Source organism: Mycobacterium sp. 2-64 (assembly GCF_035918375.1).
GTDB classification, from domain to species: Bacteria; Actinomycetota; Actinomycetes; order Mycobacteriales; family Mycobacteriaceae; genus Mycobacterium; species Mycobacterium intracellulare.
On sequence record NZ_CP142361.1, the window covers coordinates 2856856 to 2880960 of the forward strand.

Below are 24105 nucleotides of genomic sequence, written 5' to 3' on the forward strand. Positions count from 1 at the left end.
GGCGGGGTCTGGTGCGGGATCACCCCGGCGTTCGCGCCGGGGACTGCAACGCCAGCGGCACCAGGTATCGGCGGGCGAAGTCGCGGGCCTCGTTCGGGTTGTAGATCGGGATGACGGACTCGGGCGTCTTGATCAGCGAAATGATCAGGCGCCCGATCATCTCCCCGACGATCTCGGTGTCCAGGTCGGCGGCCAGTTCGCCACGCTCCTGCCAGCGGCGCAGCCACGTCGCGATGTAGCCGCGCGTCATGGCGATCAGGTGCTCGTCGGTCAGGTAGGCGGACAGCTCCCCGGCGGCGGGCGATTCGCGGATGCTTCGGGTCAACAACTTGGGGGCGGAGGCCTCGTGCACGAACGCGGCGAAGACTTCGGCGATCCCTTCTTCCGGTGATCCCGCGCGACCCGCGACCTCGGAGACCAGCGTGCTCAGCCGCAGCGATTCGTCCATGATGGTCAGCCGCACCAGGTTTCGCTTGTGCCGAAACCGGCGGTAGACGGTGGCGACGCCGACACCGGCGGTGTCGGCGATGTCCTGCATGGTGGTGTTGGAGAATCCGCGCTCGGTGAAGCAGGTGCGTGCCGCGGTGACGATCGTGCGGGCGGTCGGATCGAGGCTGGCCAGGCTGTCGGGCAGCGCGCCGAGCAGCATCGCGGGGTCTGACATCTGCCCTCCAGCCGGTTGGGGTATCAGGTCAATTCTGCGCTCCATCAGCGTATTCACCCGCATTCGCGGCGCGCCGGTGCGGGTGCGCCGCCACCGCCGCGAGAAAGCCGGGCTTGCGGGTCAATTCCGCTCGGGCGCCGCGAAGGAATCCAGCAGCACCGAACGGTAGCGGTCGCGGAGCCGCTCGTATTGGTAGCGGTTGTAGGCCAGGGGTTCCAACGTCAGCCGGCGCGGCAACCATCGCCAGCCCAGCTGCAACGCGGCGACGTAGACGACGAACTCGACCTGCTCGCGCGCGCCCCACCGCACATTGAGCAGCCGGCGCATCGTGGGGTGGGCGACGGCGGCCGAACACACGACCACCGGGCGCGATGCCAGAGTGGTCAGCACCGGCCAGACCACTTGCAGCACGGGCCGCAGTTGCCGGGAAACCAGCAGCTTCGGGATCGGCGGGGCGACGAAGCTGCGATTGGCGAATTGCAGAAACTCGTTGTCGGCCAAGTCTTTTGCCGCGACGGCGTCGTAATGTTCGAGCATGTCGTGCAGGGTCGCCGGCAGCTTCCCCTGCTTGCTGGGCAGCTCCAGAAACTGCAGTTCCGAACGCAGGGTCTGATAGACGACCTCTTTCTCCGCGAGGGTGAGGCGACGCCCGCACACCCGCAGATAACCCTGGTACAAGAGGTTGAGACCGCTCACGGCCACCCAGGTCCACACCTCGGGGTTGAGCGCGCTGTAGCGGGTGTCGCTGAACGAGTCCTTTCCCGTGCCGCGGACGTCGCGGTGCAACCGTTTGAGATCGTCCCGCGACGCCTTCACGTCCGAGCTGTCACCGAAGGCGGCGAGGGCGGTGAACGCCGCACTGCGGATCCCACGGTCGGTGAAGTTGTCGGCGAAGCGTCCGCTGCGGTCCACCGCGGCCGCGATTTCGCGATGCGCGACCTGGTCGAGGGCCAGGCGGCCGAACGCCGCGGCCAGCGGCGACCCGGCGAACCACCTGACGTCGTCGGCCAGCGCCCGGTGCGCGGAATTCCATTCCGCTTCGGGGGGCACGAACGTCGCCGCGGAAGCGTTGCCGCGCCGGTCGATTCGGCTTGTCATCGTCATCCCGTTCCTCCTTGTGCGCGTCGGTGGGCCGTCACACGACGGTCGCCCCGATCCGGTGCCGCAAACGCATGTCCCACACCACCGCCTGCACGCCGAGGCGCGTCAAGAACCGCGGCGTGAACAGGTCCAGGACCCCGAGGAGGCGCTGCCAGCGGTCGAACCGGCGTTGCTGCGCGGCCGTCCAGCCGAACCCGAGCTTTTCGCGCAGCTGCGGCGGCAGGTACCCCAGCGTCATGAAGAGGTTCCACCCGCCGAACAGCGCCGAGACGGGGGCGGGCAGAAAATCCAGGCGCGCGATGCCGATCAGGTAGCTGCGCATGCGGTCGTCGAAGTCGAGCCGGTCGAGTTGCTCCTGCCAGTACCGGTCTGCGGCTTCGCGGTCGGCGGGCCACATTTCCGGCGGCACCTGCAATGTGGTGGCGAACACCGACGCCGCCCGGTGGATGGTGTCGGGGTCGCGTCGGGAACGGCCGCCCCGCAGCCTGCGGGTGTCCTCGAACACCGCGGCCATGCAGGAGGCGACCCACAGCTGTAACTGCGGGTCGAAGGCGTTGTAGCGCACCGGGCTTTGCGGGCCGGAGCGCACCTGGGCGTGTGCGGCGTTGACGGCCTCCCGGTACACACGGCGGTCCCGTGCGTTGCCGGCGATGGCCACCGCGATGTAGGTGAAGGTGGTGCGGGCGCGTTTGAACGGATGCTTGTACAGGTTGCCGCTGTCCACCTTGCTTTCCATCACGCCATAGGCCACACCGGAATTCGCCAGCTGCATCACGACGTTCGCCGCGCCGTAGGCGGGGGACAGCCACGGCGATATCTCCTCGGCGAGAAACGAGGTGTCGGCGGAATCCGTGTCCGCCCGCCGGTCGCGCCGCTCGGGTCCGGCCGGGACGTCCTCCGGGTCGGTGGGCAGGGGCTGGGCCATGGGGTGCCTTCCTGGGTTGGCCAACGGCTCAACGAGATTCGGTGCGGTGCGCGAAGGGGAGGCGGGCGCGCCCGGGTGCCGCGCGGCCGCCGAGCAGGGCGCGCCAGGCGCTCCCGCGTCGCCGGGTCGCCGAAGGGGGTCCGGTCGGGCGCAAGGCCGGTGTCGCGGCGGCGTCCAGCGGTGCAGAGGACATCGTTGCGCTGCGTCTTCCTGGATCAACGTTGATAGAAAGAACGGTTTGTTCTATCACGAGTGTGGCACAGCCGACCGCGATTGGATAGACGGTGTCCGAATTTTCCGGTTTTCCGTGCACGATGCCGGCGGCCACATCGTGACCGACGCCGGGCCGGCTAGCCCAGGAAGGCGTTGACCGCCGTCGCGAGCTCCGGGGACGCCGACGTTGCGATGTTCTGGTAGCTGCCGCCGCTGAGCTGGGCGACGGCTTCCCACGTCGATCGGTCCGGATCGGCCCCGAAATCGATGACGTTCACCGCGATCGGCTTGGCCGGGTCGGCGCTCTTGCGGATGAAATCCTGTAGCCCCGGACCGTCCAGGGTTTGGTCGGTGTGGGGTCCGGAGGTGATCACCAGAAGCGAATTGGTTTGGCCCGCACGGTAGTTGGCCTGCATGTCTTGGTAGATCATGCGCAGCGTGGTGAACGACACCGCGCCGCCGCCCGAGGAGTATTGCTTGTCCAGGGCGGCCAATAGTGCGGCCGAGCGTGGCTGGCCGCTGGAGCCGCCGACGGGGTCGGCCAGCGGGCCGCTGGCCACCTCGGAGCGGCCCTCGTGACCGTCGAAGGTCCACAGGCCGACGACGGCGCTGGCGGGCAGGGCCTTGATCCGGTCCTGAAGCGCCGCAATCACGTTCGCCAGCCGGGACTTCGCGCCTTCCTGGCCGGGCATCGACTGGTCGAGCATGATCGTCGTGGCCTGCCCGGTCGACGGGGCGGCCATGGCCTCGGCAAGGGTGGCGCGCATCGGGTCGTCGCCGACGGTCAGCGTGGACGGCAGCGTCGGGAAGGTGGTCACCGGGCTGCTGGGGGTTTTGACCCCGTTGACCCGGAAGCCCGCCTTCGCCAGCTTGGCCAGCTGATCGGGCTTGTGCATGAAGCGGGAGAACTCGCTGGCCGCCGTGGCCTGTTCGCGCGTGAGCCACGAACCGCTGAGCAGCACGGTGGGATAGTCGGCCACCGGCGCGGGACCCGGCGGCAGCCAGGAAGCCAAGGCGCTCTTGGCATCCGGGAGCGATTGGCCGCGCTGGAACAGCTGCTGTTCGGTGGTGATCACGGCGTGCACCGGCGCGGTCGCCGGGTCACCGGGCTTCAGCAGCGTGTTCATCGCCTCGGTCAACGAGTTGTCGGCGAGCTTGGGTTGCGCGCTCAACAGGGAGCGCACCGCGCCTGTGCCCTGGGGCACCGGCGCGCCGGGCGGTACGGACGCGGCCGCGACCGCCTCACCGGCGAGAAACGATGCGTCCCCGTTGCCGCCCATCGGCAGCGCCAGTCGCAGCGACCCCCATGCGGGTAAGTTCAACCCCGCCAACGCGTTCGGGTTGGTCTGCAGCCCGGGCAGTGCCGCCCAGTTCTGCTTGGCGAGGGCCGGTGCCAGTTCGGGACGCACGGCAAGCACCACTGGGGAGCTGACCAGTGAATGGCTCTCGCTGATCGTCTTCTGAGTCGCGGCTCCCGCCAGCCGTGCGGCGGAGATCGAGCTGCCGGGGATCCACAGCGCCGGCTGGCCGCCCAGTTCCGCCGGCCACTTGCCGATGAAACCGTTGAGCACGGCGTCGGAGTCGGCCGGCTTGACGTTGACCACCATGCAGCGGTCGCCGATCGGTCCCGCCGATTTGTTGTAGCTTTCGGCGAGTTCCTGAACGGACGTGGCGATCGACGGGTCGGCGACGACGGCGACGGTCTCTTGACCGCCGACGCAACGGCCGGCCGCCTTGTGCGACCGCTTGGACAGCACGTCGCCGAAGAAGCTCCACAGGATCACCGATCCCACCACGACGACGACGGCGACCAGCGCGACGATCACCCCGATGCTGACGCCGCGGCGACCGCCCTCGCTGCGATGGCCGCCCCGCCAGTCGGCGAGCCCCCGGTGCCCGCCGCGAAACAGCGAGGGGGATTCGGCCGGCGGCTCCGAACTCGCCGGTCCGCCCTGGCGCGGCGGAAACTCCGGGTACTCGTCGGCCGTGCTGTCGGCGAACGCGTCGCCCGCGGCGTACGGCTCGTCGTCGGCGTAGGGCTCATCGTCGTCGGGATAGTGACGTTCGTCCGAGTAGTAGTCCTCGTCCGCGTAGTCGTCGTCGGCGTAGTCGTCGTCGGCGTCCGAGTAGTAATCGGCCGCCTCGCCGGCGTCCCGCTGCTGATGTCCTGCGTCGTCACCTCGGGACGGCTCGTCGACCACGTCGTCGCGAGAAGGCTCGTCGAGGGAGTCGTCAGGGTCGGGCGCACTGTGCCTACCCATAGCAGTGCCCGCGGCCTTTCCGTCGTTCCATCCGAATGAACTCGCCGCCGATTTTAGTCATCCGCGGCACTATTACACGTGCGAACCCGATTCCAGCGCAGGCTCAATTCGACTGCGCGGCGCGCGCCTTGGCCTCGCGCCGACGGCGGTGCAGGATCGGCTCGGTGTAGCCGTTGGGCTGCTGCGTTCCGGTCAGGATGAGGTCCTGCGCCGCCAGGAACGCCAGGCTGTCGTCGAAGTTGGGCGCCATCGGCAAATACGCCGCATCCTTGGCGTTTTGCTCATCCACCAGCGGGGCCATCCGCTCGAGGCTGGCCCGCACGTCCTCCTCGGTGATCACACCGTGGCGCAGCCAGTTCGCCAGAAGCTGACTCGAAATCCGCAGTGTCGCACGGTCTTCCATGAGCGCCACGTCGTGGATGTCGGGCACCTTCGAGCAGCCGACGCCCTGGGCGACCCAGCGCACCACGTAGCCGAGGATGGACTGGCAGTTGTTGTCGACCTCCTCGCGGATCTCCTCGGGAGCCCAGGCCAGTTCCTTGGCCAGCGGGATGGTCAGCAACTCGTCGATGTTGGTGCGCTTCTTGCCCGCCAGCTCCTCCTGCACGGCGCCCACGTCGACGTAGTGGTAGTGCATCGCGTGCAGGGTGGCCGCCGTCGGCGAGGGCACCCACGCGGTGGTGGCTCCGGCCTTGGGCTGGCCGATCTTCTGCTCGACCATGTCGGCCATCAGTTCGGTCATCGCCCACATGCCCTTGCCGATCTGCGCCTTGCCCTTGAACCCGGCGGCCAGGCCGATGTCGACGTTGGCGTCCTCGTAGGCCTTGATCCAGGTGGTGCTCTTCATCGCGCCCTTGCGGATCATCGGACCCGCCTCCATCGAGGTGTGGATCTCGTCGCCGGTGCGGTCCAGGAAGCCGGTGTTGATGAACACCACCCGGTCGGCCGCGGCCTTGATGCAGGCCTTGAGGTTGACGGTGGTGCGCCGCTCCTCGTCCATGATGCCGACCTTGAGGGTGCCCTGCGGCAGCCCGAGGACGTCTTCGACCCGGCTGAACAGCTCGCAGGTGAACGCGACCTCGTCGGGCCCGTGCATCTTGGGCTTGACGATGTAGATGGACCCGGTGCGGCTGTTGGCCAGCGGCCCGTTCGCCTCACTCGTCTTGAGCCCGTGAATCGCGGTCAGCCCGGTGAACAGCGCATCCATGATGCCCTCGAACACCTCGTGACCCTCCGCGTCGACAATCGCGTCGTTGGTCATCAGGTGGCCGACGTTGCGGACGAACAGCAGGCTGCGGCCCGGCAGGGTCAGCTCGCCCTCGCCGTCGGGCGGGGAGTAGGTGCGGTCCTGGTTGAGCACCCGGGTGAAGGTCTTGCCGTCCTTGTCGACGTCCTCGGACAGGTCGCCCTTGTTCAGGCCGAGCCAGTTGCGGTAGCCGAGCACCTTGTCGTCGGCGTCGACCGCGGCCACCGAGTCCTCGAAGTCCATGATCGTGGTCACGGCCGATTCCAGGATCACATCCTTGATGCCGGCGGCGTCGGTCTTGCCGATCGGCGAGTCCGGATCGATGAGGATCTCGATGTGCAGGCCGTGGTTGACCAGCAGCACCGACCAGCTGGGGGAGCCGAGCTCGCCGGTGTAGCCGGCGAACTTGTCCGGGTCGGCCAGGCCGGCGGAGCCGTCGGCGGTCGCGACCTTCAGGCGGCCGTCCTCGACGGACAGACCGGTCGCGTCGGCCCACGAGCCGGATTCCATCGGCACGGCCTCGTCCAGGAATTTGCGCGCGTAGGCGATGACCTTGTCGCCACGCACCTTGTTGTAGCTCGACCCCTTTTCGGCGCCGTCGTCCTCCGAGATGACGTCGGTGCCGTACAGGGCGTCGTAGAGCGAACCCCACCGGGCGTTGGCGGCGTTCAGCGCGAACCGGGCGTTGAGCACCGGCACCACGAGCTGGGGGCCCGCGGTCGTGGTGATCTCGTCGTCGACGCCCGAGGTGGTGATCGTGAAATCCGCGGGTTCGGGCAGCAGGTAACCGATTTCGGTGAGGAACTCGCGATAGGCGTCGATGTCAAGCGGCTCGATGACCCGCTGCCGGTGCCACTTGTCGATCTGGGCCTGCAGCTCGTCACGCCGGCGCAGCAGATCCTGGTTCTTCGGGGTGAGGTCGGTGACGACCTTGTCCACGCCGGCCCAGAAGCTGTCCGGGTCGATATCGGTGCCGGGCAAGGCCTCTTCGTTCACGAAGTCGTAAAGCACCCGGGCTACGCGCAAGTTCCCCGCCGACACGCGATCAGTCATGATTCTCCTCCGTCATGGGCCGCCCTGGACCCTCCATGGGCCGTCGAGGGACCAGAAAGGCCCAGATTGGCAATGTCATCAGCCTACCGAGCACAGCCTGGCGAGCGTTATCCGCCGACCTGCCACAGCAGGTCAGGACGCGCTGACAGCCCCAAGAATGATGCTGCGGTGGTAACCGGAATCGATGTCCAGCAACGCACATTCCGTGCGCAAGCGGCACTATGCCCTCCGGCGCCCTCCAGCACTTTCTTAACTGGTAGCCGTGAAAGATCATACGGGCTGCGCGCGGTCGGGCCCGCCGGGCCAGTCTCGCTAGGCCTCGCGCATCGTCCCGACGAAGTCTTCGACCAGGTCTTCCATCGCCACCATGGCCACCACGGCGCCAATCTCGTCGATGACCAGCGCCAGGTGGCTGTTGCTGCGGCGCAGCCGCGACAACGCCTCGGCCAGCGGCAGCGACCTCGGCAGTCCCGGCAGGGGCCGCACCTTTGCCAGATCGATCACCGTCTCGGGATCGTCGTCGAGCGTCAGCACGTCCTTGATGTGGAGGTAACCGACGAAGCTGCCGTCGACGTTTGCCACCGGGAAGCGGAAGTAGCCGCTCTGGGCCAGGGCTTCCTCGACCGCTGCGACCGTCGGGCCCTTCCCGGCGCCGGCCACCGGCACCGCGCGCACCCCGGACAGGGGCACCGCCACGTCGCCGACCACCCGGTGGCGGATCTGCAGCGCACGCGCCAGCCGGGTGCCCTCCTCCTGGTCCAGCAGCCCCTCGGACGCGGACTCGGCGATCATGGCGCTCAGCTCGACGGGGGAGACCGTGATCTCCAGCTCCTCCTTGCGCTCGACCCCGAGCGCGCGCACCACCACGCTGGCGCACTTGTCGTAGAACACGATGAACGGCCGGGCCGCCCGCACGTAGGCCAGGTACGGCGGGACCAGCAGCATGGCCGTGCGCTCCGGACCGGCCAGCGCGATGTTCTTGGGCACCATCTCGCCCAACAGCACGTGCAGCGTCACCACGATGACCAGAGCGAGCGCCAACGACAGCGTGTGCAGCAGCGCCGGGTGAATCGCGGTCAGCCCGAGCCCCGTTCGCAGCAGGTCCGAGACCGCCGACTCACCGATCCGGCCGAGCAGCAGCGACGCGGCCGTGACGCCCAGCTGCGCGCCGGCCAGCATGGACGGCAGCTGCTCCCCGGCGCGGATCACCGTGACGGCGGCGGCTATGCCCTGTTCCGCCAGCGCTTCGAGGCGGTCGCGCCGCGCCGAGATGAGCGAGAACTCGGCCCCGACGAAGTACGCGTTGACCGCGATCAGCAGGCACGCCAGCAGCACGCCCATGGTGTCGCTCATCGGTGTGCCTCCGGCGCGGGAATGTCGCCGTGACCGCTCAGTTCGGTCAATTCGAGCAAGTCGATCCGGCGGCCGTCCATCCGGATGACCCGTGCCTGCCAGCGCGTCACCGCGTCCAGCAAGCCGTCGGCGTCCAGGCCGGGAAGCTTCACCGTGTCACCGGCCGCCGGGATGTGACCGATCTCGCGCAGCACCAATCCGCCGATCGTCTCGTAGGGGCCCTCGGGCGCCCGGAATCCGGTGGCGGCGGCCACCTCGTCGATGCGCAACAGGCCCGACACCCGCCAGCCGGTGCCGGCGGGCACCACGTCGGGCGTGGCGTCGTCGTGTTCGTCGCGGACATCGCCCACGATCTCTTCGATCAGGTCCTCGAGGGTCACCATGCCCGCGGTGCCGCCGTATTCGTCGACGACGAGTGCGGTTTGCAAACTGTTGGCCCGGATCTCGGCCATCACCGCGTCCCCGTCGAGGGTGGAGGGCACCACCGCGACGGGTTGCGCCACCGTGGTCAGCAGCGTGCGCCCGCGGTCGGCGCGCGGGATCGCGAACACCTGTTTGACGTGCACGATGCCGACGGTCTCATCGAGGTCGCCGTCGACGATGGGGAAGCGGGAGAACCCGGACTCGGCGGCCGCGGTCACCAGGTCGGCGACCGTGTCGTCGGTCTGCAGCGCCACGATCTTGGAGCGGGGCGTCATCAACTCCTCGGCGCTCAGCGTGCCGAACTGCAACGATCGCCGCACCAGCGCCGCCGTCGAGGCGTCCAGGGCGCCGCTGCGCGCCGACGAACGCACGAGCGACAACAGCTCTTGCGGGGACCGTGCGGACCGCAACTCCTCGGCGGGCTCGATGCCCAACCGGCGCACGATCCAGTTCGCCGCGCCGTTGGTCAATCGGATCGCCGGGGTCAACAGCAGCGAGAACAGCACCTGAGCCCCCACGACGGCGCGCGCGGTCGACAGCGGCCGCGCCACCGCCAGGTATTTGGGGACGAGCTCGCCGAACACCATCGACACCGACGTCACGATCACCAGCACCAGCGCGGCCATGATCGCGTCGCCGACCCGGTCGGGGATGCCGAGCGCGTCCAGCCAGGGGTGAGGCAGGTCCTCGACCATCGGATCGGTCAGGTAACCGGCCGCCAGCGTCGTGACGGAGATCCCGAGCTGCGCGCCCGACAACTGAAACGACAGCCGCTGGTGCGCGCGGCGGATCCAGCGGTCGCGGCGGCCGCCGCCGCGGGCGTTTGCCTCCACGGCGCTGCGGTCCAGGGTGGTCAACGAGAATTCGGCGGCGACGAAGACGGCGTTGCCGAAGATCAGCACCGCGATCGCCACAATGCTGATCACGGTGACGGTGACGTTCATGAATTACGCCGCCCGCGGGTCGACGGTGGTGGGCCGGTGACCGGGGGAGGCTCCGCATCGGGCGGCTCGTCCGACGGCCCGTGCGCCGGCAAGCCGATGGCCTGCGCGGGTGCCTGCGGCACGTCGATCCTTTCGCTGCCTGGTGACCGAGCGGACGCGGTTGCTTCCGTCTTTGCTGCCTAATGCTAGCCCGGGCGACGGCGCCGCGGCGCCGACCGCTCGCGGCGGCGCCGCGGGTTGGCGCCGGAAACCGCCGCTGACCGAGGGCAACTACGGTATGCCTACCCTTACTCAGGTACGCTCTGCGCACTATGCCCGACGCCCCACCGGACACGCCTGCCGTCCAGATCCTGCCGCGCGAACGCTTCGACATCGCCGACGAGGTCGCACAGATCCCCCGGCCACCCACGCCCGCCCTGGATGCCCCCTTCGGGCTGCGCGCGGCCCAGCTCGAGGACGCGGACATGGTGGCCGAGTGGATGAACCGGCCGCACCTGGCCGAGGCGTGGGAGTACGACTGGCCGACCCCGCGCTGGCGGCAGCACCTGGACGCCCAACTCGAGGGCACCTACTCCCTGCCGTTGATCGGGAGTGTGCGCGGCAGGGATATCGCCTACCTCGAACTGTATTGGGGCGCAAAGGATCTGATCTCGCGCTATTACGACGCCGCGCCGTACGATCTGGGGCTGCACGCCGCCATCGCCGACGTGAAGCTGGTGAACCGGGGCCTGGGCCCGATGCTGTTGCCCCGGATCGTGGCCAGCGCCTTTTCGGCGGAGCCGCGGTGCCGCCGGATCATGTTCGACCCCGATCACCGCAACACCACCGCCCGCAGGCTGTGCGAGTACGTCGGATGTGAGTTCCTCGGCGAGCACGACACGACGAACCGGCGCATGGCGCTCTACGCGCTGGAAGCCCCCACCACCGACGCGTAGCCGGCGTAATCGGGCGCCATTGCGGCGGCGACCAACTCCCACAACACCTCGTCGGTGCCGCCGCCGACGCGGGCGAGCTTCATGTCGCGCCACCACGCACCCAGCGGCGTCTCGTCGATGAGGTAACCCGCGCCGCCGAATATGTGCATGCATTCCGACATCACTTCCTCGCCGAGGCGGGCCGCGGTCACCTTGACACCCGCGGCCGCGCGCAGATCCAGCCGGCCCTGGGCCGCGATGCCGAGCAGGCCGTGCCGCAGCAGGTCGACGCGCGCCTGCAGATCCGCCATCCGCAGCCGCAGCGCCTGGTGCTCGAACAACGTGTGACCGAACTGGCGACGAGTCATCATGCGCGCCAACGTGATCCCGATCGCCCGCTGGCACGACGCCGCGATCTGACCGGCGATCGACATCCGCTCGTGGGCCAGCCCCCAGCTGATGGCCGCCAGCCCGGTGCCGGCCCGCGCGACCAGGGCGTCGGCGGGGACCCAGGTGTCGATGTGCACGGCGGCGGTGTCCAGCGGCCCGGCGCCGACCTTGTTGTAGGGCCGCTGCACGCCGACCTGGGCCGTCGGCAACGCGATCAGCGCGACGTTGCCGTACTTGCTGGACGAGTCGTGGTCGACGCTGCGCGCCACCACCATGATGTGATCGGCGATGGGGGACAACGAGACGAACTTCTTGATCCCGCGGACATCGAAACCCCCGTCCCGAGAGGAGATCTCGGTCTCGACGATCTGCAGGTCGGAGCCGCCGGACTCCTCGGAGGCTCCGATGCACAGCACGGCCTGCCCCCGGATCGCCCGTTCGCAGATGTCCCGCAGGTAGTCGGACTTGCCGAACCGGCGCAGGACGGCGATCGCCGAGTCGTGCAGGCTGACCCCCACCCCGATGCCGGCCGAGGACAACCTGCCCAGGGCGAAGGCGAGCTCGACCAGCTTGCCGACGTCGGGCAGCGCGCCGTCGCCCCATTTTTCGCTGAAGACACCGCGCGCACCGAGGTGTTCGATCAGTTCACGCGGAAACTGTTGGCGCGCTTCGGCTTCCGTCGTCCACGCCAGGACCTGTTCGTTGAACGCGTCGGCCAGCAGGCCACGGTAGCCGTCGAGGCTCGTCGGGGTTGTCTCAGGCACTGCCGTCACTTAATCCACCGCCTCTAGGGAGCGCCGCACTTCCAGGCGGCGCAGCTTGCCCGACGACGTTCGGGGCAGCGACCCCGGCGCCATGAAGATGACGTCGGAGGGAACGACGCCGCACACGGATGCGACGCGCGCGATGACGTCGGCGCGCGCGCCGGCCTGATCCGCCCCCCGGAATTCGGCGGCGACGATCAGGCCGGGGCGCGCGGAACGTTCGCCGGTGGCCAGCGCCACCACGGCGCCTTCGCGCACCCCGCGGACTCCGGCGGCAACCGTCTCGATCTCGGTCGGGAAGATGTTGCGTCCGGCGATGGTGATGAGCTCCTTAGCCCGGCCGCACACCACCAGGCCGCCGTCGGCGATGAAGCCGAGATCGCCGGTGGGAAACCAGCTTTCGCGGTCGACGGGGTCGTGCCCCAGGTAGCCGTCCATCATCGACGCGCCGCGGATCTCGATCTCACCGATGTCGCCGTGCGTGTCGTCGCGCGGCGAGATCCGGATCTCGGTGCCTGCGATGGGTTCGCCCAGCATCGCGTGGCGGCGCGAGCCCGCCTCGTCGGTGACGTCGGCGAACCGCAGCCCGGTGCCGGGGGCGGGCACGCTCACCGCGCACGTCGACTCCGCCAGCCCGTAGGACGGGGTGGCGGCGCCGGCGTCGAACCCGAAGGGGCCCATCGCGTCGGCGAAGCGCTCGAATCCCTCGCAGTCGACCGGCTCCCCGCCGTTGATCGCCACCCGCACGGCGCCGAGGTCCACGTCGGAGACCCGGCGGGCGTACCTGCCGACCAGGTTGTAGGCGAAGTTCGGCGCCGCGGTGATCGTCGCGCGGCTTTCCGACAGCCAGCTCAACCAGCGAAACGGCGAGGCGGTGAAAGCCGATGTGGGAGAAAGCCATACCGACATGCCGCCCAGCGACGACGCGAGCAGGAAGGACAGGCCCATGTCGTGGTAGAGCGGCAGCCACGAGCAGCCGACGTCCGCGGGGGTGACCGAGAGGCGGTGATTGAGGCCGCGCAGGTTGGCCAGCACCGCCCGCGGCGACAGCGCGGCAGTCTTGGGCGAGCCGGTCGAGCCCGCCGTGCCCTGCAGGATCGCGGGATTCTCGCGTCGGGCCGGCGGCTCGCCACACGTGCGGCCCGTGCGCGCCGCGGGCCCAACGTCTTCGACGACCATGTCCTCGTCGAGGCCCGCGGGATCGAGCGATTGCAGGCCGTCCAGATAGGAGCCGTGGCTCAGGACGGTGCGCACCCCGATGCCGCGGAAGCGGGTCAGCGTCGCATCGGCCCACCGGCGGCCCTCGGCGCCGCGCACCGGCCCGGGCAGGATCGAGACGCTCGCGCCCGTCAGCCAGGCACCCTGAATGGCGGCGACGAACTCGACGGTCGGTTCGCCGACCAGTCCCACCGCGGCCGGCCGGCCCCGGTCCAGCAGCCACGCGGCGACGCTCTCGGCCAGCCCGTGCACCTCGGGCCAGGGGTGGCGGTGCCAGGCCGAGGCCTCGCGGTCGAACACCACCAGATCGCTGGTGCCGCCGCGCATCGCGACCGTCAGCGCCGTGGCCAGCTCACTCATCGCGATGTTTGGCGGCGATCGCGGCCTGCAGGTCGCCGACCGTGTCGCAGTTCAGGAGTTCCTCTTCGGACAGCGAGACACCGAGCCGTTCTTCGATGGCCACCATGCCCACGGCGAAGGCCACCGAATCCAGCCCGACGTCGTCGACCAGTCGGGCGTCGGGGGTCAGGCGGGACGCGTCGACGTTGAGGTCCTCGCGCAGGATGCTCAGCAGCTCGGCGCTGACGGTGGGGGAAGAGGAGGTCATGGCGCAGTAGGTTAGCAGGCTCTATTAGGCAAGGCTAGCCTTACCCTGCGCGTGTCACCACCCCAGCGGGAGTGGATGCCCCTCGGCGAAGCCCGCGGTCGACTGCACCCCGACCACGACCCGCTCATACAGTTCCGCCAGGTTCGCGGCGCCGACATAGGTGCAGGTGCTGCGCACCCCGGAGGTGATGTGATCGAGCAGATCCTCGACACCGCCGCGGGCGGGGTCCAGCCCCATCCGCGACGTCGAAATGCCCTCCTCGAACAACGCTTTGCGGGCCCGGTCGAAGGCGGTGTCGGCGCCGCTGCGGGCGGCCACGGCCCGCTTGGACGCCATGCCGTAGCTCTCCTTGTACGGTTGGTCCTCGCGGTCGCGCATCAGGTCGCCGGGCGACTCGTAGGTGCCGGCGAACCATGACCCGATCATCACGTTGGACGCGCCCGCGGCCAGCGCCAGCGCCACATCGCGGGGATGGCGGATGCCGCCGTCGGCCCACACGTGTCCGCCCAATTCCCTTGCCGCCGAGGCGCATTCGACGATGGCCGAGAATTGCGGGCGCCCGACCCCGGTCATCATCCGGGTGGTGCACATCGCGCCCGGGCCGACGCCGACCTTGACGATGCTCGCCCCGGCGCCGAGCAGGTCGCGGGTTCCCTCGGCCGAGACCACGTTGCCCGCCGCCAGCGGCACGCCGAGGTCGAGCGACGCGACCGTGCGGATCGCCTCCAGCGTCTTGACCTGATGCCCGTGTGCGGTGTCGATGACCAACAGATCGATCCCGGCCTCGACCAGGGACCGCGCCTTGGCCCCGACGTCGCCGTTGATGCCGACGGCCGCGCCCACCCGCAGCCGGCCGCGCGCGTCGACGGCCGGCGCGTACAGGCCCGCGCGGATGGCGCCGGTGCGGGTCAGCACCCCGGCCAGCGTGCCGTCGGCGTTGGTGACGACCGCGACACCGATCGGGGACTGCTCGAGCAGGTCGAAGATCTTGCGCGGCTCGGTGCCCACCGGGGCGGTGACGAAGTCGGTCATCGCGACGTCGCGCACCCGGGTGAACCGATCGACACCCAGGTAGGACGATTCGCTCACCAACCCCAGCGGACGGCCCTCGAAAGCCACCACGGCGACCCCGTGCGCCCGTTTGTGGATCAGGGCCATCGCATCGGACACCGAGTCGTCGGGCTCGAGCACCACCGGGGTGTCGAGAACCAGGTCGCGGCCCTTGACGAACTCGACCGTCTGCTCGACCGCGGTGATCGGCAGGTCCTGCGGCAGGATCACCAGCCCGCCGCGGCGCGCCACCGTCTCGGCCATCCGCTTGCCGGCCACCGCCGTCATGTTGGCGACGACGACCGGAATCGTCGTGCCCGAGCCGTCCGCGGTGGACAGGTCGACGTCGAACCGCGACGCGACCTCCGAGCGGTTGGGCATGATGAAGACGTCGTTGTAGGTCAAGTCGTATCCGGGCCGGTGCCCGTCGAGGAACCTCATCGCAACGCGAACCCCCTTACGCCCTCCAGTGTGGCCCAGCTAGGCGGGCACTTCGGTGCGATCGCCGCTCCACAGCGTGTGGAAGCGCTTGTCGGGGTCGTCATCGATGCGGCCGTAGGTGTGCGCGCCGAAGAAGTCCCGCAACCCCTGGGTCAGCGCGGCGGGCAGCCGCTCGGTGCGCAGCGCGTCGTAGTACGACAGCGCCGAGGAGAACCCGGGGATCGGGATGCCCAGCTGGGTGGCGGTCACCACGACACGGCGCCAGCCGTCGATGGCGTCCTCGATGGCGCTGCGGAAGTACGGTGCCACGATCAGCGTCGGCAGGTCGGGGTCCTCGTCGAAGGCGTCCTTGATCCGGTTGAGGAATTTAGCCCGGATGATGCAACCGCCGCGCCAGATGGTGGCCAGGTCGCCGGGCGTGATGCCCCAGTCGTATTCGGCGCTGCCGGCCTGAATCTGGTTGAAGCCCTGGGCATAAGCGATGATCTTCGACGCGTACAGCGCCTGCCGGATGTCCTCGGTGAACTGCTTCGCATCGCCGGGCTTGGTGCCCAAGCTGCCCGATGCCAGCCCGGTGGTGGCCTTGCGCTGGGTCACCGACCCCGACAGCGCGCGGGCGAAGACGGCCTCGGCGATGCCGGTGACCGGCACGCCGAGATCCAGGGCCGACTTGACCGTCCAGCGGCCGGTGCCCTTCTGCTCGGCCTCGTCGAGGATCAGGTCGACGAGCGGCTTGCCGGTCTTGGCGTCGGTCTGGCGCAAGACCTGCGCCGTGATCTCGACGAGGAAGCTGTCCAGGTCGCCGGAGTTCCACTCGTCGAACACGTCGGCGATCTCGCCGGCGGTCTTGCCGAGGCCGTCGCGCAGGAGCTGGTAGGCCTCGCCGATCAGCTGCATGTCGGAGTATTCGATGCCGTTGTGCACCATCTTGACGAAGTGCCCGGCCCCGTCGGGACCGATGTGGGTGCAGCACGGCACACCGTCGACGTGCGCGGAGATCTCCTCGAGCAGCGGGCCCAGCGACTTGTACGACTCGGCCGGGCCGCCGGGCATGATCGACGGCCCGTTGAGCGCGCCCTCCTCTCCGCCGGAGATGCCCGCCCCGACGAAGTGCAGACCGCGCTCGCGCATCGCCTTCTCCCGACGGATGGTGTCGGTGTAGAGCGCGTTGCCGCCGTCGATGATGATGTCGCCTTTTTCCATGGCGTCGGCGAGTTCGTTGATGACGGCGTCGGTGGGATCGCCGGCCTTGACCATGATCAGCACCCGTCGCGGCTTTTCCAGCGCGTCGAGGAACTCGGCGATGGTCTCCGACCGCACGAACTTGCCGTCGCCGCCGTGCTCCTTGAGCAGCGCGTCGGTTTTGGCGATCGACCGGTTGTGCAGCGCCACGGTGTAGCCGTGCCGGGCGAAATTGCGGGCGATGTTCGACCCCATCACGGCCAGGCCCGTGACGCCGATCTGCGCGGTGCCGGTCTTGGAACCCGCCTGGGTGTCCGACGAACTCATGTCTTCGCCTCTCAATCGGGAGAACATTTCGGCAAAAGCTTTCGGTGACACTGTGGCACAGCGCAGGAATGTGCGCCCCGGGTGATCGGCTCTGCGCGACGTCAGAGGTTGAACAGGCGTTCCAGCTCGGTGAGCCAGGGCACGGCGAGCGCGATGGTGGGCACCACGAACACCGCCGCCGCGGCGAGGTAGGCGGCCGCCGCCAGCGCGGCGCTGTTGCCGCGCCCCCCCAGCCGGCGCACGCGCAGCACCGTGCTGGGACCGCTCGCCGCCAGCGCGCCCGACGGCGCCCGCCCCGACGCGCAGGCGACCAGCGCCCGGGCCAGGGGAGCGCGGCCGGCGGCACGCACCGCGGCGTCGTCGGCGAGCAACTCGACCAACAGCTGGACGGCGCCCAACGCGTTGGCGCTGCGGACCAGCCGCGGGAAGGCCGCGTGCACCGCGGTGAACGCCTCCAGCACCAGGTCGTGCCGCGCCCGCAGGTGGGCGCGCTCGTGGGTGAGGATGGCCGCGACCTCGGCGTCGGCGAGCGTGCTCAGCGTGCCCTCGCTGACCACCACCCGGCTGCGCACGCCCGGCAGGCAGTAGGCGAGCGGTTGCGGGACATCCAGCACGCGCAGATCGCGGGTGCGGGTGCAGGACTGCGAGAGCGCCGCGTCGTGGCCGACCCCGACCAGGTCGACGACCATCCGGTGGTGGGCCCGGCGCTTCCGATTGGCGATGGCCACCCGGGCGAGGGCGACCATCAATCGGGCGCCGACCAGCACGGTTAACGCGAAAACCCCGATGTATGCCGCCCACAGCGGCCACCCGAGCCGGTCGGCGGCGCCGACGATGCTGGTCGTGGGTCGCCCGTCGGGACCGGGCATGAGCAGCCGGGTGGCGATCGCGATCCCGGCGCTGAACGCCGACAGGACCGCGGCCAGCGCGACGGCCTGCCACAACACCATGGCGGCTCTGGGGGCGCGCAGCGGCCACCGCGCGCGTGCCAACATGGCCGGCACGGGACCGGTCAGTAGCACCGCGAGAATGGTGAAAGCCAGCGCGGACACACTGTTAGTGTCTCTCAGCCCTCCGGGCCTGCGCCAGCAGATGGCGAGTTGTTGCGTTGATTGGCTTCCAGTTCGGCGAGCGCGCGCCGCAGCGCCTCCGCCTCGTCGGCGCCGACGCGCTCGACGAAGTGCACCAGCGCGGCCTGCCGGCCGCCGGAGTCCTCGGCCTGGGCCAGCGCGTCCACCATGAGGCCGGCGACGAGTTCGTCGCGGCCGTGCACGGGGGCGTACCGATGTGCCCGGTCGTCGCGGATCTGGGAGACCAGGTTCTTCTTGGCCAGCCGCTGCAGCACGGTCATGATCGTGGTGTAGGCGAGGTCGCGCTGCGCCGACAATGCCTCATGGACCTGGCGCACCGTCTGAGGCTCGGGCGCGGACCACAGATGGTCCATGACGGCCCGTTCCAGATCCCCCAGCCGTGTCAGTTTGGCCATAGTTCGTTCATCTCCTGAGCGTCGAAACCAGACTACTCCCGCTTACTACCGACCGTCGTACGGAAAGCTGACAAATCTCTGTGCCGGCCACCGCGCACGCCCCGTCGCGAACAAGTCGAACCATACCCCTTGCAAAGTTAGGGCAGCCTTGCCTATGCTACTCGAGTCGAGCGATAACGGACCGCGTGAGAGTCCTGAGGGCTGCAGTGACCCCCGGTCTTACTCGATCGGCGAGCCCCGTGCCCTGTGCACGGGGCTCAGCCGTTTTCGGGGGTGTATCCGGCGAGTTGTGCTGCCGCCGAAGCCGTCCCGCACGCGATGGTGTAGACACAGGGACGTGCCAGAGCCGCAGGAAACGATCATCCCGCCGCATTTCTCCGCGCCGTTCGACCGCGAGATCGGCTTGCAGTTCACCGAACTCAGTCCCGACGGCGCCCTCGCCCAACTCGAGGTGACGCCCAAGCTGTTGCAGCCGATGGGGCTGGTGCACGGCGGCGTCTACTGCTCGATGATCGAAAGCATGGCCAGCGTGGCGGCCTACACCTGGCTGGCCACCCGCGGTGGCGGAAATGTCGTGGGAGTCAACAACAACACCGACTTCCTCCGCTCCATCGGCTCCGGCATGCTGTACGGCAGGGTCGAACCGATCCACCGGGGCCGGAGCCAGCAGTTGTGGTTGGTCACCATCACCGACGACGACGACCGCGTGGTCGCCCGGGGCCAGGTGCGCCTGCAGAATCTCGAGCTTCGCGAGGGCTGAGCAGAGGACGCCCGGATGCGCCGAATCCCGCTGCCGGGCAACGGGTTTCGCTAGCTCGCCCGCCTGGCGACGGGGCGCTTGGTCTCGGCCGCGAGCACCGCCAGCTGTTCGAGCCGGGTGCGGGCGAACGCCTGCTGTTCGGTGATGGTGAGCTGGCCCCGTCGCGTGCTCAGGAATGTCACCGTCCACGACAGCAGCGTGCTGATCTTGGTCTTGAACCCGACCAGGTAGACCAGGTGCAGCACCAGCCACGCGAACCAGGCGAACAGGCCGCTGAATTCGACCGGGCCGATCTTGGCCACCGCGGAAAACCGCGACACCGTGGCCATCGACCCCTTGTCGAAGTACTGGAACGGTTCCCGCTCGGCCGGGTTGGCGCCGTCGAGCTCGGCCTTGATCGTGCTCGCCACGTACTTGGCGCCCTGGATGGCTCCCTGGGCGACTCCCGGCACGCCTTCGACCGCGGCCAGGTCGCCGATAACGAACACGTCGGGATGGCCCGGGACGGACAGGTCGGGCAGCACCTTGACGCGCCCGGCCCGGTCGAGTTCGACCGTCGACTGGTCGGCGAGGTCGCGGCCCAGCGGGCTGGCCGAAACGCCGGCGGACCATACCTTGCAAGCGGATTCGATGCGCCGGACGGTGCCGTCGGAGTCCTTGACGGTGATGCCGTTGCGGTCGACGTCGGTGACCATGGCGCCCAGCTGAATCTCCACGCCCATCTTTTCCAGCCGGTCGGCGGCCCGCTGGCCCAGCTTGTCGCCGAAGGGCGGCAGCACCGCGGGGGCGGCGTCGAGCAGGATCACGCGCGCCTTGGTGGAGTCGATGTGGCGGAACGAGCCTTTGAGCGTGTAGGTCGCCAATTCGGCGATCTGCCCGGCCATTTCGACGCCGGTGGGTCCGGCGCCGATCACGGTGAAGGTCAACAGCTTGGCGCGTCGCTCCGGATCACGGGACCGTTCGGCCTGTTCGAAGGCGCTCAGGATCCGCCCGCGGACCTCGAGCGCGTCGTCGATCGACTTCATGCCGGGGGCGAACTCGGCGAAATGGTCGTTGCCGAAATACGACTGGCCGGCACCGGCGGCGACAATCAAGCTGTCGTAAGGGGTTTCGTAGGTGTGGCCGAGCAGATCCGACACCACGAACTTGCCCGCCAGGTCGATGTGCGTGACGTCGCCGAGCAACACCTGGACGTTGCGCTGCCGGCGCAGCACGACCCGGGTGGGCGGGGCGATGTCGCCTTCGGACACGATGCCCGTCGCCACCTGGTACAGCAGCGGTTGGAAGAGGTGGTGCGTGGTGCGGGCGATCAGTTTGATGTCGACGTTGGCGTGCTTGAGTTTCTTGGCAGCGTTGAGCCCGCCGAAGCCCGACCCGATGATGACGACCTGGTGGCGACGCTCCGGTCCAGCTGCGTTACCTGGCTGGGGGCTCATGTTTCCGCTGCTCCTGACGAGGGCTTTTGGAGGCTTTTGGACGCGCGATTGCAACTAGCAACCACGCTAGTCAGGCGGATACCCCGCAACCTAACTCGCAACATGTGTAATCAACCACACCGTGCGCATCACGCCTGGTCGTCGACCGGCAGTGTGGTGAAGTTATCAATCCCGCAGAGACAGCAGCGCCGCGCATCGCGTGGCCGTCACTGGGGGGCGCCTTCTCCCGCGCAGTGGTCGTGGCCGGCCTGGACCATTCCGCCGGGTGCGCGCGACAGCGCCGCCGCCTCGGCGTCCTCGCGCGTCGGACCCCAGCCCCCGAAATATCGGGATTTGGCCCCGTTCAAGGCGAGTGCCAGGCAGCCGCCCTGGCCGCTGGCCAGCAGACGACAGTCGCTGATGCTCTTGCGGCACGTATCCATGGCCGCCTTTTCGGCTGCGCCCTGGCTGGCGGCGCCATCGGCGATGCTGATGTGCCCGGTGGAGTCCGATATCGCCATGGCGATCCAGTTGTCGTCGGCATGCGCGAGGGGGGCCGGGGCCAACGCCACGCCGACGGCAAGCGCGGCCCATGCTCGTTTATTCATGGCCTCCCCGGCTTTTCTTCTGCGCTGCGCGACCGTGGCGCAGATAAACGCTATTCGGGAAGTATTACCGCGCCACGACGAATCCGCGAGCCGCGTAGGGCCTACAGCCCGACGAGCGGGCGCAGCGCCGCGCCGGCCGCCTCGACCACGCTGATCACCGTAGCGATCGGCCCGGCACGGGAGAAGGGTTTGCGACGGGCGCGGGTTACACGTCAGGCGAACTGAGCCAGCGCGCCGTGGCTCACGTGCAACGTCTGACCGGTGATGTGGCGTGCCGCGGAAGTGGTCAAGAACAGGGCCAGGCGGGCGACCTCGGCGGCCACCGGGGCGGGGGTACGGGTGAGTCCGTCGTAGCCCGCCTGGGCGCTGCGCCCACTGGCGACGGCGTTGACGGTGATTCCACGGGTGCCGAAGACGCTCGCCTGCCCGGCGGTCCAATTCGCCAGCGTCGCTTTGATTGCGGCGTCGGCGCTGCCCGCCGGCGGGTTCTCGGGTACCACGCTGATGATCGACCCGCCCGAGCGCAGATGATCGCCCACGGTCTGCAGCGTCAGCACCGCCGAAAGCACCGTCGCGTCAAGCGCTTTGCGCCACGCATTGGCGGTGTCGGCAATCGAGTAGGTGCGCGGGTCGCCGGCCTCCCAGGTGGGCGCCGGCACGTTGACGATGGTGTCCAGGTGGTGGGGGAACAGCGGGCGAGCCTCTTCGAGGCTGGCCGGGTCGGTGGTGTCGCAGACGATCGCCTCGACCTCGAGTTCCTTGGCGGCGATCTCCAGATCGCTCTTGCGCGCGCCCACGAGGGTCACTTTGTGGCCGTCATCGCGGAAGCCCTCGGCCACCGCGCGCCCCAGCTCCGTGTCTCCGCCGGTAACCAGTACCTCCACTGCCATGACCTCCTCTGCCTGGGACCTCAGCGCGTTACGGCGTCAATCCCCGTATATGTTACTGGACAGTAGCTAGCTGGCGAAATTTTTGCGGCCGCGACGCGCGGATCACTTGGGTAACTATTTGTGCGTCACTTTTTGCGGCGATTCGGCCGCCAGGGGGACCGCATCGTCGGCGGGCTAGGGTGCATCCATGCGTCGGATCGGGTTCCGGACCGGGTTGGTTTCGGCGATGTTGCTGGCGGGGCTGGTCGGGTGCGGGTCCACGCCGCCGCCGGCGCAGTCGCCGCAGGCGTCCGGGAAAGTGATGGTGTTCGCCGCCGCGTCGCTCAAGCCGGTGTTCACCCGGCTGGGCCAGCAGTTCACGGCCGAAAACCCGGGCAGCGGCGTCGAATTCGAGTTCGCCGGCTCCTCCGAGCTGGCCACCCAGTTGACGCAGGGCGCGACCGCCGACGTCTTCGCGTCGGCCGACACCGCGCAGATGGACACGGTCAGCAAGGCGGGCCTGCTCAGCGGCGCCCCGCGGACCTTCGCGTCGAACACGCTGGTCATCGTCACCGCGCCGGGCAACCCGAAGCAGATCGGATCCTTCGCCGATCTGGCCAAGCCCGGGCTGAACGTGGTGACCTGCCAACGACCGGTGCCGTGCGGGGCGGCCACCCATCGCGTCGAAGACAGCACCGGGGTGCGCCTCAACCCGGTCAGCGAGGAACTCAGCGTGACGGACGCCCTCAACAAGGTCACCAGCGGCCAGGCCGATGCAGCGCTGGTCTACGTCACCGACGCCAAGACGGCCGGGAGCAGGGTCGCGACCGTGACCTTCCCCGAGGCCGCCAGCGCGGTGAACGTCTATCCCATCGCGGTGCTGAACAAGGCCGCGCATCCATCCCAGGCGCAGAAGTTCGTCGACCTGGTGACCTCCGCGGCCGGCCAGCAGATCCTGGCGCAGGCCGGCTTCGCCAGGCCCTGACCGTCGTCCTCACCGCAACTCGGCGAACGCCCTCGGTTAGGGCTGGAAGGCCGGAAGAATCGAGCCGGAATCGCGGATCTCCCAGATGCTGTTCTTGGTCACGCCGTCGAAGTTGATCTTGTTCAACGTCTCCCGCGAGTAGGTGAGGTCGATGGCGACCTGGGTCGAGGTGTTGCCGTACGGGTCGGTCATCGGGAACGTGCCTTGAACGTTCACGGCGGAAGCGTCGGGGTAGGTCGCTCGGGCGTACCGCAGAATGTCGATGGTGTCCAGCCGCGCACCGTCTTTGATCAGCAGCTCGGTGTAGTTGTCTCGAATGGCGAATCGGGCGTCGACGATTTCGCCGTCCGGGCTTTGCGTGGTCGTGAAGGTGACGCCGTCGGGCTTCTTGGGACCGGCCGGCGTCGACGGCGCCGCCTCGGTCGGTGTCGACGGCGCGGACGAGGGCAGTTGGCTGTCGTTTCGTTCGAAACCCCAGCTTTTGCCGACGATCACGAGGAGAACCAGCACGGTGAGTACAGACAGCGCCAGGGCCACCTTCCCGGAAAGGCCCTTCTTGGGCGGCTCCGTGGCGAAGGCCCATTCGCTGGTCCAATTGGTCCCGTCGAAATACCGTTGCAGCCCATGGCCTACCCCGGCGGGATCCGGGTACCAGCCCGGCGCCGATTTGGGCGGGGGCGGCGCCTGTTCAGATGGCATCCAAGCACCTTCGTCCTGACGGTGACCTTCCGGCTACCCGCGGCGATGGCCGCGCAAAACCATTCTCGCGCACCGGCTGACCACCAGTCATCGGGCCACCACTTACCGCCGGCGTCGGCGGGTCCCGCCCCCACTGCGGCGCGCCGAGCACGCCGTTCCGGTGTAATGCGAGGAGCGGGTGAGCGGGTTCCGCGAAGTTGTCGAGGT

General features: G+C 69.0%; 21 protein-coding genes. 3 read left to right on the plus strand and 18 right to left on the minus strand.

Going from position 1 to position 24105, the window contains the following annotated elements; genetic code table 11:
- Positions 1 to 19 precede the first annotated feature (19 nt).
- The 7 genes from QGN31_RS13445 to QGN31_RS13475 all read right to left on the minus strand — a co-directional run bounded on the left by QGN31_RS13445 (position 20) and on the right by QGN31_RS13475 (position 10183).
- Entirely contained in the window at positions 20 to 664 is a 645-nt protein-coding gene (locus tag QGN31_RS13445; RefSeq protein WP_201409359.1) for a TetR/AcrR family transcriptional regulator, read from the minus strand.
- 120 nt (positions 665 to 784) lie between these two features.
- Positions 785 to 1768: an oxygenase MpaB family protein gene (locus QGN31_RS13450; RefSeq protein WP_009957610.1), complete on the minus strand. Its 984-nt coding sequence runs from the start codon at positions 1766 to 1768 to the stop codon at positions 785 to 787.
- Positions 1769 to 1799: 31 nt separating this feature from the next.
- On the minus strand, positions 1800 to 2690 hold the full coding sequence (locus QGN31_RS13455; protein ID WP_008256968.1) for an oxygenase MpaB family protein: 891 nt from the start codon (positions 2688 to 2690) through the stop codon (positions 1800 to 1802).
- Between the two features lie 350 nt (positions 2691 to 3040).
- Positions 3041 to 5164: a substrate-binding domain-containing protein gene (locus QGN31_RS13460; RefSeq protein ID WP_201409357.1), complete on the minus strand. Its 2124-nt coding sequence runs from the start codon at positions 5162 to 5164 to the stop codon at positions 3041 to 3043.
- Positions 5165 to 5267: 103 nt separating this feature from the next.
- Positions 5268 to 7463 (minus strand): malate synthase G, encoded by a 2196-nt coding sequence (locus QGN31_RS13465; RefSeq protein ID WP_201409356.1) that lies wholly within the window; start codon positions 7461 to 7463, stop codon positions 5268 to 5270.
- A 312-nt stretch (positions 7464 to 7775) separates the two neighbouring features.
- Positions 7776 to 8816, minus strand: coding sequence for a hemolysin family protein (locus tag QGN31_RS13470; protein ID WP_326544619.1), 1041 nt, complete (start codon positions 8814 to 8816; stop codon positions 7776 to 7778).
- On the minus strand, positions 8813 to 10183 hold the full coding sequence (locus QGN31_RS13475) for a hemolysin family protein (RefSeq protein ID WP_009954823.1): 1371 nt from the start codon (positions 10181 to 10183) through the stop codon (positions 8813 to 8815). The genes QGN31_RS13470 and QGN31_RS13475 overlap by 4 nt, the downstream gene beginning before the upstream one ends.
- 311 nt (positions 10184 to 10494) lie before the next feature.
- Between QGN31_RS13475 and QGN31_RS13480 the strand changes: the two genes are divergently transcribed.
- Positions 10495 to 11118 carry a GNAT family N-acetyltransferase gene (locus QGN31_RS13480; protein ID WP_008256958.1) on the plus strand — a complete coding sequence of 208 codons (624 nt, stop codon included), beginning with the start codon at positions 10495 to 10497 and terminating at the stop codon, positions 11116 to 11118.
- Here QGN31_RS13480 and mbtN read toward each other — a convergent pair.
- The 7 genes from mbtN to QGN31_RS13515 form a co-directional block, all read right to left on the minus strand.
- Complete coding sequence (gene mbtN, locus QGN31_RS13485) at positions 11085 to 12260, minus strand: mycobactin biosynthesis acyl-ACP dehydrogenase MbtN (protein ID WP_014384755.1); 1176 nt, start codon at positions 12258 to 12260, stop codon at positions 11085 to 11087. The two genes, QGN31_RS13480 and mbtN, sit on opposite strands and share 34 nt — an antisense overlap.
- Positions 12261 to 13829 (minus strand): long-chain-fatty acid--ACP ligase MbtM, encoded by a 1569-nt coding sequence (gene mbtM / locus QGN31_RS13490; protein WP_008256952.1) that lies wholly within the window; start codon positions 13827 to 13829, stop codon positions 12261 to 12263.
- Positions 13822 to 14076, minus strand: coding sequence for an acyl carrier protein (locus tag QGN31_RS13495; protein ID WP_008256950.1), 255 nt, complete (start codon positions 14074 to 14076; stop codon positions 13822 to 13824). The genes mbtM and QGN31_RS13495 overlap by 8 nt, the downstream gene beginning before the upstream one ends.
- Positions 14077 to 14130: 54 nt before the next feature.
- On the minus strand, positions 14131 to 15567 hold the full coding sequence (locus tag QGN31_RS13500; protein WP_202284949.1) for a GuaB1 family IMP dehydrogenase-related protein: 1437 nt from the start codon (positions 15565 to 15567) through the stop codon (positions 14131 to 14133).
- 39 nt (positions 15568 to 15606) lie between these two features.
- Complete coding sequence (gene gndA, locus QGN31_RS13505; protein WP_014711685.1) at positions 15607 to 17076, minus strand: NADP-dependent phosphogluconate dehydrogenase; 1470 nt, start codon at positions 17074 to 17076, stop codon at positions 15607 to 15609.
- A gap of 101 nt (positions 17077 to 17177) precedes the next feature.
- Positions 17178 to 18128: a M56 family metallopeptidase gene (locus tag QGN31_RS13510; protein WP_008256947.1), complete on the minus strand. Its 951-nt coding sequence runs from the start codon at positions 18126 to 18128 to the stop codon at positions 17178 to 17180.
- A gap of 14 nt (positions 18129 to 18142) precedes the next feature.
- On the minus strand, positions 18143 to 18562 hold the full coding sequence (locus QGN31_RS13515) for a BlaI/MecI/CopY family transcriptional regulator (RefSeq protein ID WP_008256945.1): 420 nt from the start codon (positions 18560 to 18562) through the stop codon (positions 18143 to 18145).
- A 337-nt stretch (positions 18563 to 18899) separates the two neighbouring features.
- On the opposite strand from QGN31_RS13515, the gene QGN31_RS13520 reads away from it, so the two are divergent.
- Positions 18900 to 19322, plus strand: a complete 423-nt coding sequence (locus QGN31_RS13520; protein ID WP_065507922.1) for a PaaI family thioesterase — start codon at positions 18900 to 18902, stop codon at positions 19320 to 19322.
- A gap of 50 nt (positions 19323 to 19372) precedes the next feature.
- Here the strand turns inward: QGN31_RS13520 and QGN31_RS13525 are convergent, their stop codons facing one another.
- The 3 genes from QGN31_RS13525 to QGN31_RS13535 form a co-directional block, all read right to left on the minus strand.
- Positions 19373 to 20758 (minus strand): NAD(P)/FAD-dependent oxidoreductase, encoded by a 1386-nt coding sequence (locus QGN31_RS13525; protein WP_014384750.1) that lies wholly within the window; start codon positions 20756 to 20758, stop codon positions 19373 to 19375.
- A 206-nt stretch (positions 20759 to 20964) separates the two neighbouring features.
- Complete coding sequence (locus QGN31_RS13530) at positions 20965 to 21345, minus strand: DUF4189 domain-containing protein (RefSeq protein ID WP_201407372.1); 381 nt, start codon at positions 21343 to 21345, stop codon at positions 20965 to 20967.
- Between the two features lie 212 nt (positions 21346 to 21557).
- Entirely contained in the window at positions 21558 to 22235 is a 678-nt protein-coding gene (locus tag QGN31_RS13535; protein WP_008256934.1) for an SDR family oxidoreductase, read from the minus strand.
- Positions 22236 to 22422: 187 nt separating this feature from the next.
- Here QGN31_RS13535 and modA point away from each other — a divergent pair, with 187 nt between their 5' ends.
- Entirely contained in the window at positions 22423 to 23199 is a 777-nt protein-coding gene (gene modA / locus QGN31_RS13540) for a molybdate ABC transporter substrate-binding protein (protein ID WP_201359119.1), read from the plus strand.
- A 36-nt stretch (positions 23200 to 23235) separates the two neighbouring features.
- Here the strand turns inward: modA and QGN31_RS13545 are convergent, their stop codons facing one another.
- Positions 23236 to 23898 (minus strand): DUF2510 domain-containing protein, encoded by a 663-nt coding sequence (locus tag QGN31_RS13545; protein ID WP_014382616.1) that lies wholly within the window; start codon positions 23896 to 23898, stop codon positions 23236 to 23238.
- Positions 23899 to 24105 lie beyond the last annotated feature (207 nt).

What these genes read in the sequence shown, in the direction of transcription:
- QGN31_RS13450 (WP_009957610.1), bottom strand. Translation starts at nt 1,768, where the DNA reads ATGACGATGACAAGCCGAATCGACCGGCGCGGCAACGCTTCCGCGGCG.
- QGN31_RS13495 (WP_008256950.1), bottom strand. Translation starts at nt 14,076, where the DNA reads ATGACCTCCTCTTCCCCCACCGTCAGCGCCGAGCTGCTGAGCATCCTG.
- QGN31_RS13460 (WP_201409357.1), bottom strand. Translation starts at nt 5,164, where the DNA reads ATGGGTAGGCACAGTGCGCCCGACCCTGACGACTCCCTCGACGAGCCT.
- QGN31_RS13475 (WP_009954823.1), bottom strand. Translation starts at nt 10,183, where the DNA reads ATGAACGTCACCGTCACCGTGATCAGCATTGTGGCGATCGCGGTGCTG.
- gndA (WP_014711685.1), bottom strand. Translation starts at nt 17,076, where the DNA reads ATGAGTTCGTCGGACACCCAGGCGGGTTCCAAGACCGGCACCGCGCAG.
- modA (WP_201359119.1), top strand. Translation starts at nt 22,423, where the DNA reads ATGCGTCGGATCGGGTTCCGGACCGGGTTGGTTTCGGCGATGTTGCTG.
- QGN31_RS13530 (WP_201407372.1), bottom strand. Translation starts at nt 21,345, where the DNA reads ATGAATAAACGAGCATGGGCCGCGCTTGCCGTCGGCGTGGCGTTGGCC.
- QGN31_RS13535 (WP_008256934.1), bottom strand. Translation starts at nt 22,235, where the DNA reads ATGGCAGTGGAGGTACTGGTTACCGGCGGAGACACGGAGCTGGGGCGC.
- QGN31_RS13445 (WP_201409359.1), bottom strand. Translation starts at nt 664, where the DNA reads ATGTCAGACCCCGCGATGCTGCTCGGCGCGCTGCCCGACAGCCTGGCC.
- QGN31_RS13480 (WP_008256958.1), top strand. Translation starts at nt 10,495, where the DNA reads ATGCCCGACGCCCCACCGGACACGCCTGCCGTCCAGATCCTGCCGCGC.
- QGN31_RS13470 (WP_326544619.1), bottom strand. Translation starts at nt 8,816, where the DNA reads ATGAGCGACACCATGGGCGTGCTGCTGGCGTGCCTGCTGATCGCGGTC.
- mbtM (WP_008256952.1), bottom strand. Translation starts at nt 13,829, where the DNA reads ATGAGTGAGCTGGCCACGGCGCTGACGGTCGCGATGCGCGGCGGCACC.
- QGN31_RS13515 (WP_008256945.1), bottom strand. Translation starts at nt 18,562, where the DNA reads ATGGCCAAACTGACACGGCTGGGGGATCTGGAACGGGCCGTCATGGAC.
- QGN31_RS13545 (WP_014382616.1), bottom strand. Translation starts at nt 23,898, where the DNA reads ATGCCATCTGAACAGGCGCCGCCCCCGCCCAAATCGGCGCCGGGCTGG.
- QGN31_RS13500 (WP_202284949.1), bottom strand. Translation starts at nt 15,567, where the DNA reads ATGAGGTTCCTCGACGGGCACCGGCCCGGATACGACTTGACCTACAAC.
- QGN31_RS13455 (WP_008256968.1), bottom strand. Translation starts at nt 2,690, where the DNA reads ATGGCCCAGCCCCTGCCCACCGACCCGGAGGACGTCCCGGCCGGACCC.
- QGN31_RS13465 (WP_201409356.1), bottom strand. Translation starts at nt 7,463, where the DNA reads ATGACTGATCGCGTGTCGGCGGGGAACTTGCGCGTAGCCCGGGTGCTT.
- QGN31_RS13525 (WP_014384750.1), bottom strand. Translation starts at nt 20,758, where the DNA reads ATGAGCCCCCAGCCAGGTAACGCAGCTGGACCGGAGCGTCGCCACCAG.